The 17,599-nt window shown below is 44.2% G+C and carries 14 protein-coding genes and 2 tRNA genes; 3 read left to right on the top strand and 13 right to left on the bottom strand.

The genetic code is table 11. From position 1 onward, the window contains the following. Positions 1–61 precede the first annotated feature (61 nt). The 10 genes from infB to rlmE form a co-directional block, all read right to left on the bottom strand. The gene (infB, locus tag L1D22_RS02830; protein WP_176680393.1) at positions 62–2,752 is read right to left on the bottom strand and encodes a translation initiation factor IF-2; all 2,691 of its coding nucleotides are present in this window, start codon (positions 2,750–2,752) and stop codon (positions 62–64) included. Positions 2,753–2,774: 22 nt separating this feature from the next. Then, entirely contained in the window at positions 2,775–4,262 is a 1,488-nt protein-coding gene (gene nusA / locus L1D22_RS02825) for a transcription termination factor NusA (protein WP_017633283.1), read from the bottom strand. A gap of 35 nt (positions 4,263–4,297) precedes the next feature. After that, positions 4,298–4,753, bottom strand: a complete 456-nt coding sequence (rimP, locus tag L1D22_RS02820) for a ribosome maturation factor RimP (protein WP_004738265.1) — start codon at positions 4,751–4,753, stop codon at positions 4,298–4,300. 234 nt (positions 4,754–4,987) lie between these two features. Beyond that, positions 4,988–5,064 (bottom strand) — tRNA-Met (locus L1D22_RS02815). A 53-nt stretch (positions 5,065–5,117) separates the two neighbouring features. After that, a tRNA-Leu gene (locus L1D22_RS02810) sits at positions 5,118–5,202 on the bottom strand. 16 nt (positions 5,203–5,218) lie between these two features. Continuing rightward, positions 5,219–5,551, bottom strand: coding sequence for a preprotein translocase subunit SecG (gene secG, locus L1D22_RS02805; protein ID WP_017633282.1), 333 nt, complete (start codon positions 5,549–5,551; stop codon positions 5,219–5,221). 294 nt (positions 5,552–5,845) lie between these two features. After that, positions 5,846–7,186, bottom strand: a complete 1,341-nt coding sequence (gene glmM, locus L1D22_RS02800; protein WP_176680394.1) for a phosphoglucosamine mutase — start codon at positions 7,184–7,186, stop codon at positions 5,846–5,848. A 20-nt stretch (positions 7,187–7,206) separates the two neighbouring features. Beyond that, a complete protein-coding gene (gene folP / locus L1D22_RS02795; protein WP_239828635.1) occupies positions 7,207–8,037 on the bottom strand; it encodes a dihydropteroate synthase in 831 nt (276 codons plus the stop codon). Positions 8,038–8,125: 88 nt separating this feature from the next. Beyond that, a complete protein-coding gene (ftsH, locus tag L1D22_RS02790; protein ID WP_239828634.1) occupies positions 8,126–10,093 on the bottom strand; it encodes an ATP-dependent zinc metalloprotease FtsH in 1,968 nt (655 codons plus the stop codon). 107 nt (positions 10,094–10,200) lie between these two features. Continuing rightward, on the bottom strand, positions 10,201–10,830 hold the full coding sequence (gene rlmE / locus L1D22_RS02785) for a 23S rRNA (uridine(2552)-2'-O)-methyltransferase RlmE (protein WP_017633278.1): 630 nt from the start codon (positions 10,828–10,830) through the stop codon (positions 10,201–10,203). 114 nt (positions 10,831–10,944) lie between these two features. Between rlmE and yhbY the strand changes: the two genes are divergently transcribed. Then, entirely contained in the window at positions 10,945–11,241 is a 297-nt protein-coding gene (yhbY, locus tag L1D22_RS02780; RefSeq protein ID WP_004738252.1) for a ribosome assembly RNA-binding protein YhbY, read from the top strand. Positions 11,242–11,365: 124 nt separating this feature from the next. Here yhbY and greA read toward each other — a convergent pair whose 3' ends face one another. Beyond that, entirely contained in the window at positions 11,366–11,839 is a 474-nt protein-coding gene (gene greA, locus L1D22_RS02775; protein ID WP_017633277.1) for a transcription elongation factor GreA, read from the bottom strand. A gap of 515 nt (positions 11,840–12,354) precedes the next feature. Between greA and L1D22_RS02770 the strand changes: the two genes are divergently transcribed. Further along, positions 12,355–13,377, top strand: a complete 1,023-nt coding sequence (locus L1D22_RS02770; RefSeq protein WP_239828633.1) for a porin — start codon at positions 12,355–12,357, stop codon at positions 13,375–13,377. Between the two features lie 112 nt (positions 13,378–13,489). Further along, the gene (dacB, locus tag L1D22_RS02765; protein ID WP_239828632.1) at positions 13,490–14,923 is read left to right on the top strand and encodes a serine-type D-Ala-D-Ala carboxypeptidase; all 1,434 of its coding nucleotides are present in this window, start codon (positions 13,490–13,492) and stop codon (positions 14,921–14,923) included. Between the two features lie 124 nt (positions 14,924–15,047). On the opposite strand, the gene L1D22_RS02760 is transcribed toward dacB, so the two are convergent. Both L1D22_RS02760 and tyrS read right to left on the bottom strand, forming a co-directional pair. Then, entirely contained in the window at positions 15,048–15,893 is an 846-nt protein-coding gene (locus L1D22_RS02760) for a magnesium transporter (RefSeq protein WP_239828631.1), read from the bottom strand. A gap of 441 nt (positions 15,894–16,334) precedes the next feature. Next, entirely contained in the window at positions 16,335–17,522 is a 1,188-nt protein-coding gene (tyrS, locus tag L1D22_RS02755) for a tyrosine--tRNA ligase (RefSeq protein WP_017633272.1), read from the bottom strand. Between the last annotated feature and the right edge of the window lie 77 nt (positions 17,523–17,599).

The following is a 17,599-nucleotide window of genomic DNA, read 5'->3' as shown; positions in this document are numbered from 1 at the left end:
CTTATTACCTTTACTAGTAATGTTAGTAACCTTAGTCAATATGTCGAGTCGTACAGACTGATTAGTCTAGAGTACGTTGAACCTCAACGATTTCGAATACTTCGATCTGGTCACCAACGCGTACGTCGTTGTAGTTCTTAACGCCAACACCACACTCGTAACCATTCTTAACTTCTTGAACATCGTCTTTAAAGCGACGAAGTGACTCTAGCTCACCTTCGTAGATAACAACGTTTTCACGAAGTACACGAATTGGGTTGCTACGCTTAATCGTACCTTCAGTAACGATACAACCAGCGATTGCACCAAGTTTAGGCGACTTAAATACGTCACGAACTTGAGCAAGACCAATGATCTCTTGACGGAATTCAGGAGCAAGCATACCGCCCATTGCCTGTTTCACTTCGTCGATCAGTTGGTAAATGATTGAGTAGTAACGTAGATCTAGGTTTTCGTTCTGAACCGTGTTACGCGCAGTTGCGTCAGCACGAACGTTGAAACCAAGGATGATAGCGTTAGAAGCTGCTGCAAGTGTTGCATCAGTTTCAGTAATACCACCAACACCAGAACCTACGATGTTCACTTTAACTTCGTCAGTTGATAGTTTCAGTAGAGAATCAGCGATTGCTTCTACAGAACCTTGAACGTCAGCTTTTAGTACTACATTCAGTTCAGCAACTTCACCAGCAGCCATGTTCGCGAACATGTTCTCTAGTTTAGCTTTCTGTTGACGAGCTAGTTTAACATCACGGAATTTACCTTGACGGTAGTTCGCTACTTCACGTGCTTTACGCTCGTCACGAACAACCGTTGCTTCATCACCAGAAGCAGGAACGCCAGATAGACCTAGAATCTCTACAGGGATAGAAGGACCCGCTGTAGTTACTTCTTTACCGTTCTCATCGCGCATTGCACGAACACGGCCGTACTCTTGACCACAAAGAACGATGTCGCCTTTGTTTAGAGTACCAGACTGTACTAGTACTGTTGCAACTGGACCGCGACCTTTATCAAGGCGAGATTCAACAACAACACCAGACGCCATACCTTCTTTAACAGCTGTCAGTTCAAGAACTTCAGACTGAAGAAGGATAGCTTCTAGAAGACCATCAATGTTTGTACCCTGTTTAGCAGAGATGTGAACGAACATGTTCTCACCGCCCCATTCCTCAGGGATTACGTCGTATTGAGCTAGCTCATTCTTAACGTTGTCTGGGTTTGCACCCTCTTTATCGATCTTGTTCACAGCAACAATCAGAGGAACGCCTGCCGCTTTCGCGTGCTGGATTGCTTCGATTGTTTGTGGCATTACGCCATCATCTGCTGCAACTACTAGTACAACGATATCTGTCGCTTGAGCACCACGAGCACGCATAGCTGTAAACGCCGCGTGTCCAGGAGTATCAAGGAAAGTGATCATGCCGTTGTCAGTATCTACGTGGTAAGCACCGATGTGCTGCGTGATACCGCCAGCTTCGCCAGAAGCAACGTGTGCTTTACGAATGTAATCCAGTGTTGAAGTTTTACCGTGGTCAACGTGACCCATGATAGTAACAACAGGAGCACGACCTTCAGCAATTGCATCGCTATCACGGTCAGCTAGTACTGCTTCTTCGAGTTCGTTTTCTTTACGTAGGATTACCTTGTGACCCATTTCTTCAGCAACAAGTTGTGCTGTTTCTTGGTCGATCACTTGGTTGATAGTCGCCATAGCGCCCATCTTCATCATTACTTTGATAACTTCAGTTGCTTTAACTGACATTTTGCTAGCCAGTTCAGAAACAACGATTGTCTCGCCGATAGCAACGTCAGACTTAGCAACAGTTGCTGACTTATCGAAGCCTTGCTGCATTGAAGTTGGTTTCGCAAGCTTACCTTTAGCGCCACGGCCACGTTGGTTACGACCACCACGGTTGTTGCCAGGTTGGTTAGCTGGAGCTGCTTTCTTTTTACGACGACGAGGCGCTTTTTCTTCTTTCTGATCCGCTGCATCTTCAGCTTCACGCGCGTAAGTAGAAGTAGTCACGTGGTAGTCCGCAGACTTCTCTTGTTCTTTCTTCTTCTTCTCTTCTTCAGTCCAGCGAGCTTCGTTTTCTTCAGCTAGCTTACGAGCTTCCTCTACAAGCTTAGCTGCTTCAGCTTCGGCTTTACGAGTTGCTTCTTGCTCTTGACGAGCTTTTAGTTCATCCGCTTCTTTTTTCGCTTGTGCGTTAGCGTCTGCATTTTTTGAATTCATGTCTTTTTTAGCCTTTTCAGCTTGTGCGCGTTGAGCTTTTTCTTCAGCATCACGTTTTGCATCCGCTTCACGTTTTGCTTTCTCATCAGCTTCGCGCTGTGCTTTCTCTGCAGCTTCACGTTTCGCAAGCTCTTCAGCTTCTTGACGTGCTTTCTCTTCCGCTTCACGTGATGCTGCATCCTCAGCTTCACGTTTCGCTTCGTCTTCAATAGCGCTGCGCTTCACGTAAGTACGTTTTTTACGTACCTCTACTTGAACATCCTTACTCTTACCGCCTCCAGCGGCAACACTTAGCGTGCTGCGGGTCTTGCGTTGAAGAGTTAAACGAGTCGGCTCTGCTTCACCAGAAGTATCGCCATGCTCCTTTTTAAGGTGCGTTAGCAATGTTTGCTTCTCTGAATCAGTTACTTGATCCGACCCTGATTTCTTCATGCCTGCATCAGCAAGTTGTTCAATTAAGCGGTCAACTGGCGTACCAATCTCTTCACTCAGAGCTTTAACTGTTAATTGTGTCATACCGCTTTCTCTCCTTGCTGAATTATTCTTCGTCGCCGAACCAACAGATGTTACGCGCAGCCATAATTAGCTCGCCCGCACGCTCTGCAGTTAGGTCTTCAATGCCTTCTAGTTCATCAACGCCTTGGTCAGCTAGGTCTTCCAATGTTGCCACGCCTTTAGCTGCCAGTTTGTAAGCCATTTCACGTTCTAGGCCTTCAAGAGCTAGCAAGTCTTCAGCAGGCTCAACACCGTCGAAAGTTTCTTCTTTCGCTAGTGCTAGAGTCGTTAGTGCATCTTTAGCACGGCTACGAAGTTCTTCAACGATGCCTTCGTCTAGGCCATCTACTTCAAGAAGTTCGTTTACTGGTACGTAAGCCACTTCTTCTAGTGTAGAGAAACCTTCTTCAACAAGCAGTTGAGCAAAGTCTTCTTCGATGTCTAGGTGCTTCATGAAGTTTTCAATAGAAGCAACGGCTTCTTCTTGGTGTTTCTTCTGAAGATCTTCAACCGTCATTACATTCAGTTCCCAACCAGTCAGTTGAGATGCTAGACGTACGTTTTGACCGCTACGGCCGATAGCTTGTGCTAGGTTATCCGCTTCAACAGCGATATCCATAGAGTGTGCATCTTCATCAACAATGATAGAAGCAACGTCAGCAGGAGCCATTGCGTTGATTACGAACTGAGCCGGGTTATCGTCCCAAAGTACGATATCGATACGCTCGCCGCCAAGTTCACCAGAAACAGCTTGTACACGTGCACCACGCATACCAACACACGCACCAACAGGGTCAATACGCTTGTCGTTTGTTTTCACAGCGATTTTAGCACGAGAACCAGCGTCACGTGCAGCACCTTTAAGTTCAATTAGCTCTTCGCCAATTTCAGGTACTTCAACGCGGAATAGTTCAGCAAGCATTTCAGGCTTAGAGCGAGTAATGAATAGCTGGAAACCACGAGCTTCAGGCTTAACTGCGTATAGAAGACCACGAACACGGTCACCTGGACGGAAGTTTTCACGAGGAAGTTGGTCATCACGAAGGATTACCGCTTCAGCGTTGTTACCTAGGTCTAGGATAATAGTGTCACGGTTAACTTTCTTAACAACACCCGTTACTAGCTCACCTTCGTTGTCGATGAACTGTTCAACGATTTGAGCACGCTCAGCTTCACGTACTTTCTGTACGATAACTTGCTTAGCTGTTTGAGTCGTAATACGGTCAAATGTAACTGATTCGATGTCGTCTTCAATGAAACCGCCAAGTTCGATCTCTGGATCATCGTACTTTGCAGCTTCAAGAGAGATCTCTTTCGTTGGGAATTCAACTTCTTCAACAGCTTCCCAGCGACGGAAAGTTTCGAAATCACCCGTTTTACGGTCGATTTCAACACGAACTTCAATTTCTAGTTCGCTTTTCTTTTTAGTTGCTGTTGCAAGCGCGATTTCAAGCGCTTCAAAAATACGCTCACGAGGAACTGCTTTCTCGTTAGAAACAGCTTCTACTACCGCCAAAATTTCTTTGTTCATTAATCTAGCCTCTTAAGCTCTTCTCTCTAGGAGAACTAAAATTTAGGGATCAGGTTCGCTTTCGCAATATTGCTCAGGACGAATTCTTCTTCTTGTCCTTCAACCAATACTTTTACTGTCTCGCCTTCAATAGATTGGATATCACCTTTCCATTTACGACGGTTGCCGACAGCCATTTTCAAAACGATGCTTACCTCGTGACCAATAAATTGTTGGTAATGCTCTGCTTTGAACAGTGGTCTCTCTAAACCTGGTGAAGACACTTCAAGGTTATAAGCCACTGAAATTGGATCTTCAACGTCCATTACGGCACTTACTTGGTGACTAACTTCAGCGCAATCATCTACATTGATACCGTTTGGTGAATCGATGTAAATACGTAGCGTTGAGTGCTCACCAGCACGAATAAATTCTAATCCAACTAACTCATAACCTGATGCTGCTACTGGAGCGTCAAGCATTTCAGTAAGTTGTCTTTCTAAACCAGTCATTTAACCACTCCAGAAACAAAAAAAGGGCTCAAAGCCCAATTTAAATTCCAAGCAAACATTATCTAAATACATTTACAAATGCTTAGATAACAAAAAACCCCGTATAAGCCGGGGTTTTTGTTGCTGGACCCTTATATGCTAAGTGTCATCACATTGGATATCGCACTTAACTCACAGTGAGGTTCACACTGTGCAAACTTGCTACCAATACAAGCTATATAATAGCATTAAAATTGGTTGCGGGAGCCGGATTTGAACCGACGACCTTCGGGTTATGAGCCCGACGAGCTACCAAGCTGCTCCATCCCGCGTCCGACTTGCGAGCATTATACGCCCAACAAGATGTTTTACAAGTTTGTAAACATGGTGCCGAGAGAGGGACTCGAACCCTCACACCCTAAGGCACTAGCACCTCATGCTAGCGTGTCTACCAATTTCACCATCTCGGCATCAAATCTTTACAGATTATTGTGGAATTTCATCGCCTTGCGATGGAACTTCACTCACTGCATCATCAGCTTGTTGAATTACCTGACCTTGAGTCGGATCAATCCACTGTGACTCAGTCTTATGTGTAGACATATTACCAAGCACTAAGCTAAGGATAAAAAATGTAGTTGCAAAAATTGCAGTCATTCGGGTAAGGAAATTTCCTGAGCCACCAGCACCAAACACAGTGTTTGAAGCGCCAGCACCGAAAGAGGCTCCCATATCTGCGCCTTTACCTTGTTGAATCAACACTAGGCCAATTACACCAAGCGCTGCCAACAGGTAAATCACAAGTAGAACTGTAAACATTTTTCCACCTATGTTCCTAATTGTTGAGCCAGCGCCGTTCAAAAAACTATTTTTAAGAACAAGGCTAGCGACCTCCTAACTGAAGGCCGAGCAATACTAGCGAATGCGACGATGGCTGACAAGGAGAATTTGCTAAAAAATAAGCCTTTACCAAGTGAATGGTCAAAAAAAGGTCAAAAGCGACACAAAACTCATTTACGTCTCTTTTGACCGTTATATCTCTTGACCGTTATATAAGTCAATCACTTCAGATCACAGGCGCTACTCACTGCACCTATTCAGTAAAAGGTTAAATTAGCAGTTTGCTTTTACTGCATCAGCAATCTTAAGTGCAGATGCTTGAACAAGATCGGCATCTTCACCTTCAACCATCACACGCAGCAATGGCTCAGTACCAGATTTACGTAATAGCACACGACCTTTTTCACCAAGCTCAGCTTCTACTTCAACTACCGCAGCTTTCACCGCTTCTGCTTCTAGTGGATTTGAATCACCGCTGAAACGAACGTTTTCCAGAACCTGAGGGTATAGAGTCATACCTTGCGAAAGCTCGTTCAGTGTCATTTCACTGTCTACAACCGAAGCCAAAACTTGCAGTGCAGCAACGATCGCATCACCGGTTGTCACTTTATCTAATAGGATAACGTGACCCGAGTTTTCAGCACCGATCTTCCAGCCTTTAGCCAAAAGCTGCTCCATCACGTAACGGTCACCAACAGCGGCACGCACAAATGGAATACCTAGCTGCTTAAGGCCGTTTTCCATACCAAGGTTGGTCATTAGTGTACCAACAACACCACCTTTCAGCTCACCACGACGCAATGCATCACGTGCAATGATGTAAGCGATTTGGTCACCATCAACTTTGTTGCCTAGCTCGTCGACCATGATGATACGATCACCGTCGCCATCAAAGCCAAGGCCTAGCGCAGCTTTCTCTTCAACCACTTTAGCTTGCAGAGCGCGCACATCGGTTGCGCCAACTTCGTGGTTGATGTTCGTGCCGTTTGGCTCAACGCCCATAGCAATCACTTCAGCGCCCAACTCTTTAAATACCGCAGGAGCGATATGATAAGTTGCACCGTGCGCACAATCGACAACAATCTTCATACCAGCAAGCGTCATCTGGTTTGGGAACGTGCTCTTACAGAATTCAATGTAACGACCAGCCGCATCGTTTAAACGTACAGCTTTACCTAGCTCAGAAGAATCAACACACTCAATGTCTTTATCAAGCTCAGCTTCAATTGCTAGCTCGATATCGTCTGGAAGTTTTGTACCTTCAGAAGAGAAAAACTTGATGCCGTTATCGTAATAAGGGTTATGAGATGCAGAGATAACAATCCCTGCTTCTGCGCGGAATGTCTGTGTTAGGTATGCAACCGCAGGTGTTGGCATTGGTCCCGTAAATGTAGCTTGAAGGCCAGCAGCAGCAAGGCCTGCTTCTAAAGCTGATTCAAGCATGTAGCCAGAGATACGAGTATCTTTACCAATGATCACTTTCTTTGTGCCCTGCTTTGCAAGAACACGACCCGCAGCCCAGCCAAGCTTCAGAACAAAATCAGGTGTAATCGGGTACTGGCCTACTTTGCCACGCACACCATCTGTGCCGAAGTAACGTCTTTTATCAGACATGTTGATTTCCTTAATTATGATTAGTGATTGTTATTCATCACTTCGATTATCTTCATCGCTTCCAATGTATCTTCGACATCGTGAACGCGAATAATTTGTGCACCTTTCATTGCTGCGATGGTCGCGCAAGTCACGCTTGCTACCATGCAGTCTGCAGGCGCCTTGTCTAGTAGCTTAAAGATCATCGATTTTCTCGACATTCCCGCCAAGACAGGCAAGCCCAACGTATGAAACTTCTCAAGGTGCGCTAATAGGTGGTAATTGTGCTCGATGGTTTTACCAAAACCAAAACCTGGGTCTAGAATCAGCTGTTCTTTTGAGATGCCAACCGCCTCACATGCTTCTACCCTTTCTTGCAAGAATGCTTCTACATCCTGAAGAACATCATCATAACTTGGGTTAGTTTGCATGGTTCTCGGCTGGCCTTTCATGTGCATCAGACAAATCGGAACATTAGCATCAGCGGCGACTTGTAATGCTCCAGGCTCTTGCAAAGCGCGCACATCATTGATCAAATCAGCGCCCGCTTCAACAGCTTGGCGCATCACTTCCGCTTTACTGGTATCTATCGAGATCCACACATCAAACTTGGCACGAATGGCTTTAATAGCAGGAATGACACGGGCAAGCTCCTCTTCTAACGAAACATCAGGAGCGCCAGGTCGAGTTGACTCACCACCAATATCGATAATGCTAACGCCCGCTTGAACCATGCGTTCAGCTTGCTGTAAGGCATTATCAAGTGAGTTAAATTTCCCACCGTCAGAGAAAGAGTCAGGGGTGACATTGAGGATACCCATCACATGTGGGCGATCTAACACGAGAGTTTTATTATTTGCTTTTAATATCATGGAAAGCCGATCTTAAAGGGAAAAACACCATAGGCTATAAACAGAAAAACCCTGAGCGTACTCAGGGTTTTAATTGATAACTTAGCGATTAAGAATCTTTGTTTTGAGCATCATCTGTTTCAGATTTAACTTCTTCAACTTTTGACTCTTCAGCTTTAGGTTCCGCTTTAGCTTCTTCTGCCTTAGCTTCAGGTGTTGCTTCTTCCTTTGTAGGTTCAGCTTTTACCTGCTCCCCCCAACCAGCTGGATCACGAATCTCTTGCTTACGCTCCATCAAGTCATCAATTTGACCTGCATCGATCGTTTCGAACTTCATTAGAGCGTCTTTCATCGAATGCATGATATCCATGTTATCTTCAAGAATCTTCTTAGCTCTATCGTAGTTACGGTCGATAAGGATACGAATCTCTTCATCGATAAGCTTAGTCGTGTCATCAGAAACATGCTTAGCTTGGCTCATGCCGCGACCTAGGAAAACTTCACCTTCTTCTTCAGCATAAAGAAGAGGACCCAGTTTTTCAGAGAAGCCCCACTGCGTTACCATCTTACGAGCAATATCAGTTGCACGTTCGATATCGTTAGATGCACCCGTCGACACTTTGTCTTTACCGTAGATAAGCTCTTCAGCAAGACGACCACCGTACAAGCTAGAAATCATTGATTCTAGATGTTGACGAGACATACTTACACGATCTTGCTCAGGTAAGTACATTGTCACACCAAGTGCACGACCACGTGGAATGATTGATACCTTGTACACTGGATCGTGTTCCGGTACCAAGCGACCAACAATCGCGTGACCCGCTTCATGGTAAGCCGTTGACTCTTTCACTTCTTCAGACATAACCATTGAACGGCGCTCTGCACCCATCATGATCTTATCTTTTGCAAGTTCAAACTCAACCATAGAGACATTGCGCTTGTTACCACGAGCAGCAAATAGAGCCGCTTCGTTCACAAGGTTTGCCAGGTCTGCACCAGAGAAACCTGGAGTACCACGAGCAATCAGAGATGGTTCAACATCGCCAGATAGTGGAACTTTACGCATGTGTACTTTAAGAATCTGTTCACGACCACGTACATCAGGCAGACCAACCACAACTTGACGGTCGAAACGGCCTGGACGAAGTAGTGCTGGGTCTAGCACGTCTGGACGGTTAGTTGCGGCGATAACAATGATACCTTCGTTACCTTCGAAACCATCCATCTCAACCAACATTTGGTTTAGTGTTTGTTCACGCTCATCGTGACCACCACCAACACCAGCGCCACGTTGACGACCTACCGCATCGATTTCATCGATAAAGATGATACAAGGTGCTGCTTTCTTCGCTTGTTCGAACATGTCACGTACACGAGATGCACCAACACCAACAAACATTTCAACGAAGTCAGAACCTGAAATTGTAAAGAACGGTACTTTCGCTTCACCAGCAATCGCTTTTGCAAGCAGTGTCTTACCAGTACCTGGAGGACCAACCAACAGGATACCTGTCGGGATCTTACCACCCAGTTTTTGGAAACGACTTGGGTCACGAAGGTAATCAACAAGCTCTTTCACGTCTTCTTTTGCTTCGTCACAACCAGCAACATCCGCAAACAACGTTTTGATTTGTTCTTCGCTCATCATTCGAGCTTTACTCTTACCGAAAGACATAGCGCCTTTACCGCCGCCACCACCTTGCATTTGACGCATGAAGAAAATCCACACACCAATCAGTAAGATCATTGGGAACCAAGAGATGAAGATAGTGCCAAGCAGGCTCTGCTCTTCAGGTGGTGTACCCTGAACTTTTACGTTTTGATTAATTAAGTCATCAAGTAGCTTTTGATCATAAACAGGCATGTAAGTTACATACTTAGAACCACCGCCACGACGTGTGAAAGTAATTTCGCTGTTATTGAACTGTGCGTCTTGAATCTGGCCTTGGCCAACTTCCTGTACAAACGTGGTGTAATCTACTGCTCTGCCGTTACTTTCCCCAGGGCCGAAGCTCTGGAATACCGACATCAACACTACCGCGATAACAAGCCACAGAATTAAATTTTTTGCCATGTCACTCAAGGTGTAAGCCTCTCGATAACTAATTGTAATTAAAGGTAGGGTACTACAGTTTGTAACCTGTAGCCATGTTGTTAACTCTCACTCTTGGAAGAGAATCGTTAACCTTTGTAACCAGTGGCTACGATGAACACTTCACGAGATCGAGCACGAGAAGAGTCGGGTTTTCTAACTTTGACTGTTTTAAACATCTCACGGACGTCTTTAACATATTGGTCAAAGCCTTCGCCTTGGAATACTTTTACAACAAAACTACCATTGGTAGCTAGAACTTGTCGACACATATCCAAAGCTAATTCAACTAAATACATAGCTCTTGGCTGATCCACAGAATTGTTGCCTGCTATATTAGGCGCCATATCTGACATCACTACATCAACCATATTTGGTTGTATACGTTCCAATAGAGCTTCTAGCACAGCGTCTTCACGAAAATCGCCTTGTAAGAAGCTAACGCCAGCAATCGGATCCATCGGTAACAAGTCACACGCAATGATTTGTCCGTTGTCTCCAACAATCTTAGCAGCATATTGAGACCAACCGCCAGGCGCTGCACCTAAATCCACAATGGTCATCCCAGGAGACAGCAATTTATCTTTCGTTTGAATCTCTTCCATTTTGAAATAAGCACGTGAACGATAGCCTTTCTTTCTTGCTTCGTTTGCGTACTTGTCGTCGAAGTGTTCCTTCAACCAACGGCCTGAACTGGCCGAGTGTTTCTGTTTGCTCATTGGATACCTAAATTGGAGGAAAGTACTAATTGCTGAATAAATTATAGTCTTCAGCTTTAGATGGCGTTAAAATAGGTTTTTTCAACCCTAATAGTAAAGAAAATTGGCCGCGTAATGAACCTAAGTACCAAACAAAAGCAGCATCTAAAGGGCCTAGCTCACAGTTTAAAACCTGTTGTGCTAATGGGCGCAAATGGACTTACTGAAGCTGTTCTAGCGGAAATCGAATTAGCTCTAGACCACCACGAACTGATCAAGATTAAAGTTGCATCAGAAGACCGTGAGACTAAGCAACTGATTATCGATGCAATTGTACGTGAAACTAAAGCTGAGAAAGTACAGACTATCGGTAAAGTTCTAGTGCTGTTCCGTCAGTCAGAAGCACGTAAAATCGAGATTCCACGTAAATAAGAGCTTAATAGTAAGCTAACTTCACCAAGAGAAAGCCACTGCGCTTATCTTTTAGTGTAGCGTGAGAAACGAAAAAGGTCGCATTAAGCGACCTTTTTACTTATTAGAAACAAAGAAAATTCAATTAGATATATTCTACTTTGTCGATCTCGAAGTCTTTGTCACCACCTGGGGTAGAGATCATGACTTCGTCGCCTTCCATCTTACCGATAAGACCACGAGCAATTGGTGATTTCACAGAAATACGGCCAGTCTTGATGTCAGCTTCGTCTTCAGAAACGATTTGGTAGCGGAATTCTTCATCCGTATCCACATCAATCAAAGTCACTGTCGTACCGAAGATAATCTTACCTGTGTTATCCATCTGAGTTACATCGATGATCTGAGCAAGTGATAGCTTGTATTCGATATCTCGAATTTGAGCTTCACAGATACCCTGCTCTTCACGAGCTGCGTGGTATTCTGCGTTCTCTTTCAAGTCACCTAGTTCACGTGCTTCACCAATAGCTGCTGAAATAATAGGGCGCAGCTTAAGTAGGCGATCTAATTCATCACGTAGCTGCTGAGCGCCACGTACTGTCATTGGAACCTTTTCCATTTTTTACCTCTATGCCAAAGCTTTCTTTGGCCAACATAAATCCACCCAACATATTTATTGGGTGATAGAAACAAAACGATTTGGCTTAGTGTAAACAAACTTGATAGCTAAATCACCTTTATTCCACTTTGCGTTATAAAAGCTTTATCTAGGTCTAAATTACAGACATCACAAAAATGAATAATAACCTACCCATCAATAAGTCAGCGATAAAATACCTAAAAAAAACAAAAACAAACCAAATAAACACAGATCACACTTTTATAAAAACAAATTAAAAACAAACACTTAAATAACAGAAAATATAATAAAACAGTGTTCAGTATTTTTATTGATATCATTTTACTAACTGGTAATGGAACTTTAGAGGTAAAAAGTACCCCATGAATTGCTCTGGCAAGTTTCACGCTTTTGTTCTAAGCATGATTATGAAGCTTGATTAATACGAGCAATACACAAAAAGGATTCAAATCCTTGATAAATACCTTTATGGACAGTAATTAGGAATTAATAACATGAACAAGACTATGATCGCGCTTGCTGTATCTGCTGCAGCTCTTGCTACTGGCGCTAACGCGGCAGAACTATACAACCAAGACGGTAACTCTGTTGAAATGGGCGGCCGTGCTGAAGCTCGTCTATCTATGCAAGATGGAAAAGCTGAAGACAAAACACGTATCCGTCTTAACTTCCTAGGTAAAGTTGAAATCCAAGACGGCCTATACGGTGTTGGTTTCTACGAAGGCGAATTCACAACTGCTGAAAACGGTGGCGCTACTGACAGCAACAGCGACAGCATCACTAACCGTTACACATACGCTGGTCTAGGCGGTACATTCGGTGAAGTAACTTACGGTAAAAACGAAGGTGCTCTAGGTGTAATCACTGACTTCACAGATATCATGGCTTACCACGGTAACTCTGCTGCAGACAAGATCGCTGTAGCTGATCGTTCAGACAACATGCTTTCTTACAAAGGTCAATTCCAAGACCTAGGCCTAAAAGCAAGCTACCGTTTTGCTGACCGTTCAGAAACTAACGGTGAGTTCACTGACAACGGAAAAGACGGCTACTCTCTATCTGCTATCTACGCAATCGGCGAAACTGGCGTTAAGCTAGGTGCTGGTTACGCAGACCAAGACCAATCTAACGAGTACATGCTTTCAGCTTCTTACGCTATCTCTGATCTGTACTTCGCAGGTGTATTCACAGATGGTGAAAAGCAAACTACAGGTCTTAACTCTAACGACTCTGTAGACTACACTGGTTACGAATTAGCAGCGGCATACACTCTAGGCCAAACTGTATTCTCAACTACGTACAACAACGCTGAAACTGATAGCGAAACGTCTGCAGACAACATCGCAATCGACGCAACGTACTACTTCAAGCCTAACTTCCGTGGTTACGTATCGTACAACTTCAACCTAATCTCTGAAGGTGACACGATCGGTACTACTAACAAACTATTTAACGGCACAGCAAGCTCTGCTGACGCTGAAGACGAAATCGCTCTAGGTCTACGTTACGACTTCTAATTCTGATTATCTAATTGATTAATTAGTTAATTGAGAATCAAAATGCCCGCTATCTAGCGGGCATTTTTTATATCTGTATACTGAAAAAATCAGCCATCCAAGAAAATCTTCTATGCGCCTTCTACCTACTCTACTTCTATGTAGTTTTTCCATTAGCGTTTTCTCGATTAACGCTTTCGCATACGCCCCTTTAGATAAGCTGCCCGATGGCAGTAGCACAAGTCTAATCTTAGAGTCATTAAGTGGCAGTTCAAATAAAATAAATACCAACAGTGATGGCTTTTATCCACCAGCCAGCACTTTAAAACTGGTTACAGCTTTAGCGGCTAAATTGGAGTTAGGAGATGACTTTCACTACACAACCAGTATTGCCCGTTCTAATAGGGATGTTGTGATCTCATTCAGCGGTGACCCAACACTACAACGAGAAAATCTAAAAAGCCTTTTAGCTCAATACGCTAAGTCTCAATCTAGAACCATCGAAGGCAACTTATACCTGGATAACTCGGCTTATACCGGCTATCAACGTGCCGTTGGTTGGCCTTGGGATATTTTAGGTGTTTGTTACAGCGCGCCTTCCAGCGCGATGACATTAGACAGCAACTGTGCACAAGCCTCTATTTATACAAAAGATAACGGGACAACGCGCGTATATATCCCTGCGCATTATCCAATAGACGTGACAACCACCGCTGCCACCGTAACGCACTCAGGGCAAAAGGCTACACAATGCGACTTAGAGCTCATTACTACCCCTGACAACGCTTACAAGCTCTCTGGTTGCTTGGTTGAGCGCAAGAAACCACTGCCACTCAAGTTCGCGATTCAAAATCCAGAGCTTTACACTTATCAAGTCGTTACATCGCTTCTCAAAGAACTGAAAATAGAAGTAAAAGGTGATGTGATTATTGGTAAAAAAGCGAGAGCAGACAAAACCACACTGGTCGCTAGTCACAACTCAGAAAAGCTTCCTGAACTGCTTGATATCATGCTCAAGAAATCGGATAACCTTATCGCAGACAACCTAACCAAAACTCTGGGTGCGACGTTTTATGTTCAACCGGGTAGCTTCAATAACGGTACTGAAGCGATAAAGCAGATCTTACTGACTAAGGCCAACATCGATCTCAGCAAAGCGCAGTTAGTCGATGGTTCAGGGTTATCTAGAAATAACCGAATGAAGTCGCAGACCATGGTGCAAGTTCTGCGTTACATCTGGGAGAACAACAAACAGCTCAACCTGATTGAGGCTATGCCTACATCTGGCACAAATGGAACGCTCAAATACCGTCAAAGCATGAGAAAAGCACCGATTCAAGGCAACATTATCGCAAAAAGTGGTTCTCTATACGGCAGTTACAACATGGCGGGGTTTGGTTTAGATAAATCAGGAAAACCAAACTCTCTGTTTGTACAGTTTGTCCGTGATTACTTCCCTGAAGAACAAGACCCAGACAAACCAGTGGAAGCACCGATCACTCAGTTCGAACGCGCTTTCTACAAAGATGTGGTCGAGTTTAGCCAAACACAGGGCAAAACTCAGTAGCGGCTAGCTTCTTGTAAGCGGTCAATTAAACAATAAAATGGCGCTGAAGATCTTGAATCTTCAGCGCCATTTTTGTTTCTAAGGTGTTTTTAGTTATTTTTATAGGTACCTATTTTTATAGGAACTAAGCGATACCGAGGAATGAATTCACGACCGTGAAATAGATCCACATTCCTGATATATCGACTATCGATGCAAGTACTGGGCTCACTAACACAGCCGGATCTAGCTTGAATAGCCTAGCAACGATCGGTAACCCACCACCGAGCACTGTAGATATCGTCACCTGAATAAATAGGGCTACGGCAATCGCTAGTGCAAGCATGTTGATGTCATAACCGCCTGTTGATTGGTTTTCGCTAAACAGCAAAATACGACCAATCATTACCACTGCAATTGCCAGAGCTAAGCAAATAGCAACTCTAAACTCTTTCCATAAAACGTTAGCCCATTGGCGCTTCTTCAACTCGCCGGTGGCTAAGGCTCTAATCACTAGAGTCGCAGCTTGTGTTCCTGTGTTACCACCCGCAGCGGCGATTACCGGCATATAAATAGCTAGAAGTACTAACTGGCTAAGGATGTCGTCATACTGAGCGATGATAAGCCCAGAAACGATACCTAGTAATGCTAAGGCAATAATCCAACCGATGCGCTGCCTAACGTGGCTCATCACCCCTGTAGAGAGATAGCCCTGTTGAGGTTCAACCTCTGAGTAGATCAGCCCTAGTTGGTGAGCTAGATGTCGAGAGCGCTTCTCAAAGCCCTGCTCTTCTAGCTCACTAAGTAAAGTCTGAATCGTACTAAGAGAACATTGCCCAAGTACTATCACCGCATCTTCAAGTGGCATGCGGTTCAAAAGGTTAACTTGTTGCTCACGTCCGTATTGTTGAAATGCATTCGATACAGCTTGGATGTCTTGCTCTGAGTACAGAGCTTCAATAGATAAAAAAGTGTTGTTCATTACCGTCATGGCGAATCTCCCGATTGGCAAAGGTAACGACCATCAAAACAAATAGCCAATAGCGAATACACCAAGGGCATATAACGTTTACACCAAGAGGATGTAGCCAAGCGCACCAAGAACGTATAACTAGGCGCACCAAAAGCTGAAAACTACTGGTGTGTCTACTTGTTAGAATCTAGAGTGTGGAAAAGAATGAGGGGGAAAAACAAAGATACCCTACCTGAACGGCAGGACAATAGATCAATACCGAGACAGGTTACTCTTCTCCATTCAAACTAGGAGGATGGTCGGTATTGTTCATAAAAATCTCCAGAATTACTGTCAATTTGACAGCGCGCATAGTGTAGCAATAGCCGTTCAAAAACTTCGTCAAATTCCTGTCAATAAATAGAGGTCAATAAAAAAGGCATCCGTAGATGCCTTTGGTTCAATTATTGATGAGCGTTATTACTTGATAGTAATACGAGCAAACTTGCGCTTACCAACTTGGTAAACCGCAGTACCAGCTTCAGGTACGAATTTGCTGTCTTCAATCTTCTCGCCTTCAAGCTTAGCTGCGCCTTGCTTGATCATACGCATCGCATCAGAAGTCGAGTTTACTAGACCCGCTTCTTTTAGAACGTTAGCAATTGGTAGGCCAGCTTCGAATTCGAATTCAGGCATATCATCTGGCACTTGGTTCTTAGCAAAACGGTTAACGAACTCTTGTTCAGCTGCATCAGCATCCGCTTCAGAGTGGAAACGAGCAATGATCTCTTTCGCTAGAAGTACTTTCACGTCACGCGGGTTTTTACCTGCATCAACGCCAGCTTTCAGTTCCGCAACTTCTTCAAGTGGACGGAAAGACAGTAGCTCGTAGTAGCTCCACATTAGATCGTCAGAGATAGACATGATCTTACCAAACATCTCGCTTGGTGCTTCGCTGATACCGATGTAGTTGTGCGCAGACTTAGACATCTTCTTAACGCCGTCTAGACCAACAAGTAGTGGCATCATCAGTACCGCTTGTGGTTTTTGACCTGCTGCTTTTTGCAGTTCACGACCCATTAGAAGGTTAAACTTCTGGTCAGTACCGCCAAGCTCAACGTCGCTCTCTAGTGCAACAGAGTCGTGACCTTGTAGAAGTGGGTACATGAATTCGTGGATTGCGATCGGTTGACCACCAGCGTAACGTTTTTTGAAGTCATCACGCTCAAGCATACGAGCAACAGTTTGGTTAGAAGCAAGACGAATCATGCCTTCAGCACCAAGCTCAGATAGCCACTCAGAGTTGAAACGAATTTGCGTTTTCGCAGGGTCTAGAATCTTGAATACTTGCTCTTTGTAAGTTTCAGCATTCTTCAATACGTCTTCACGGCTTAGTGGTGGACGCGTTGAGTTTTTACCTGATGGATCACCAACCATTGCAGTGAAATCACCGATAAGGAATGTCACTTCATGACCAAGCTCTTGGAAAGCACGAAGCTTGTTAAAGATAACCGTATGGCCTAGGTGGATATCTGGAGCTGTTGGATCGGCACCCAGCTTAATGCGTAAAGGACGACCTTCTTTTAATTTAGCAATCAGTTCGTCTTCTGGAATCAGTTCTTCTACGCCACGTTTGATCTCGGCTAGTGCAGCTTCAATACTCGCCATTCTTGTTCACTCCCACAGATTTGGCAAAAATACATTAATTAGACATCTTACTTGAATAGCGATGTATTTTGAAACCA

The organism is Vibrio sp. Isolate34, assembly GCF_022397915.1.
Lineage (GTDB): Bacteria > Pseudomonadota > Gammaproteobacteria > Enterobacterales > Vibrionaceae > Vibrio.
This window is presented reverse-complemented; position numbering and strand designations above follow the sequence as displayed.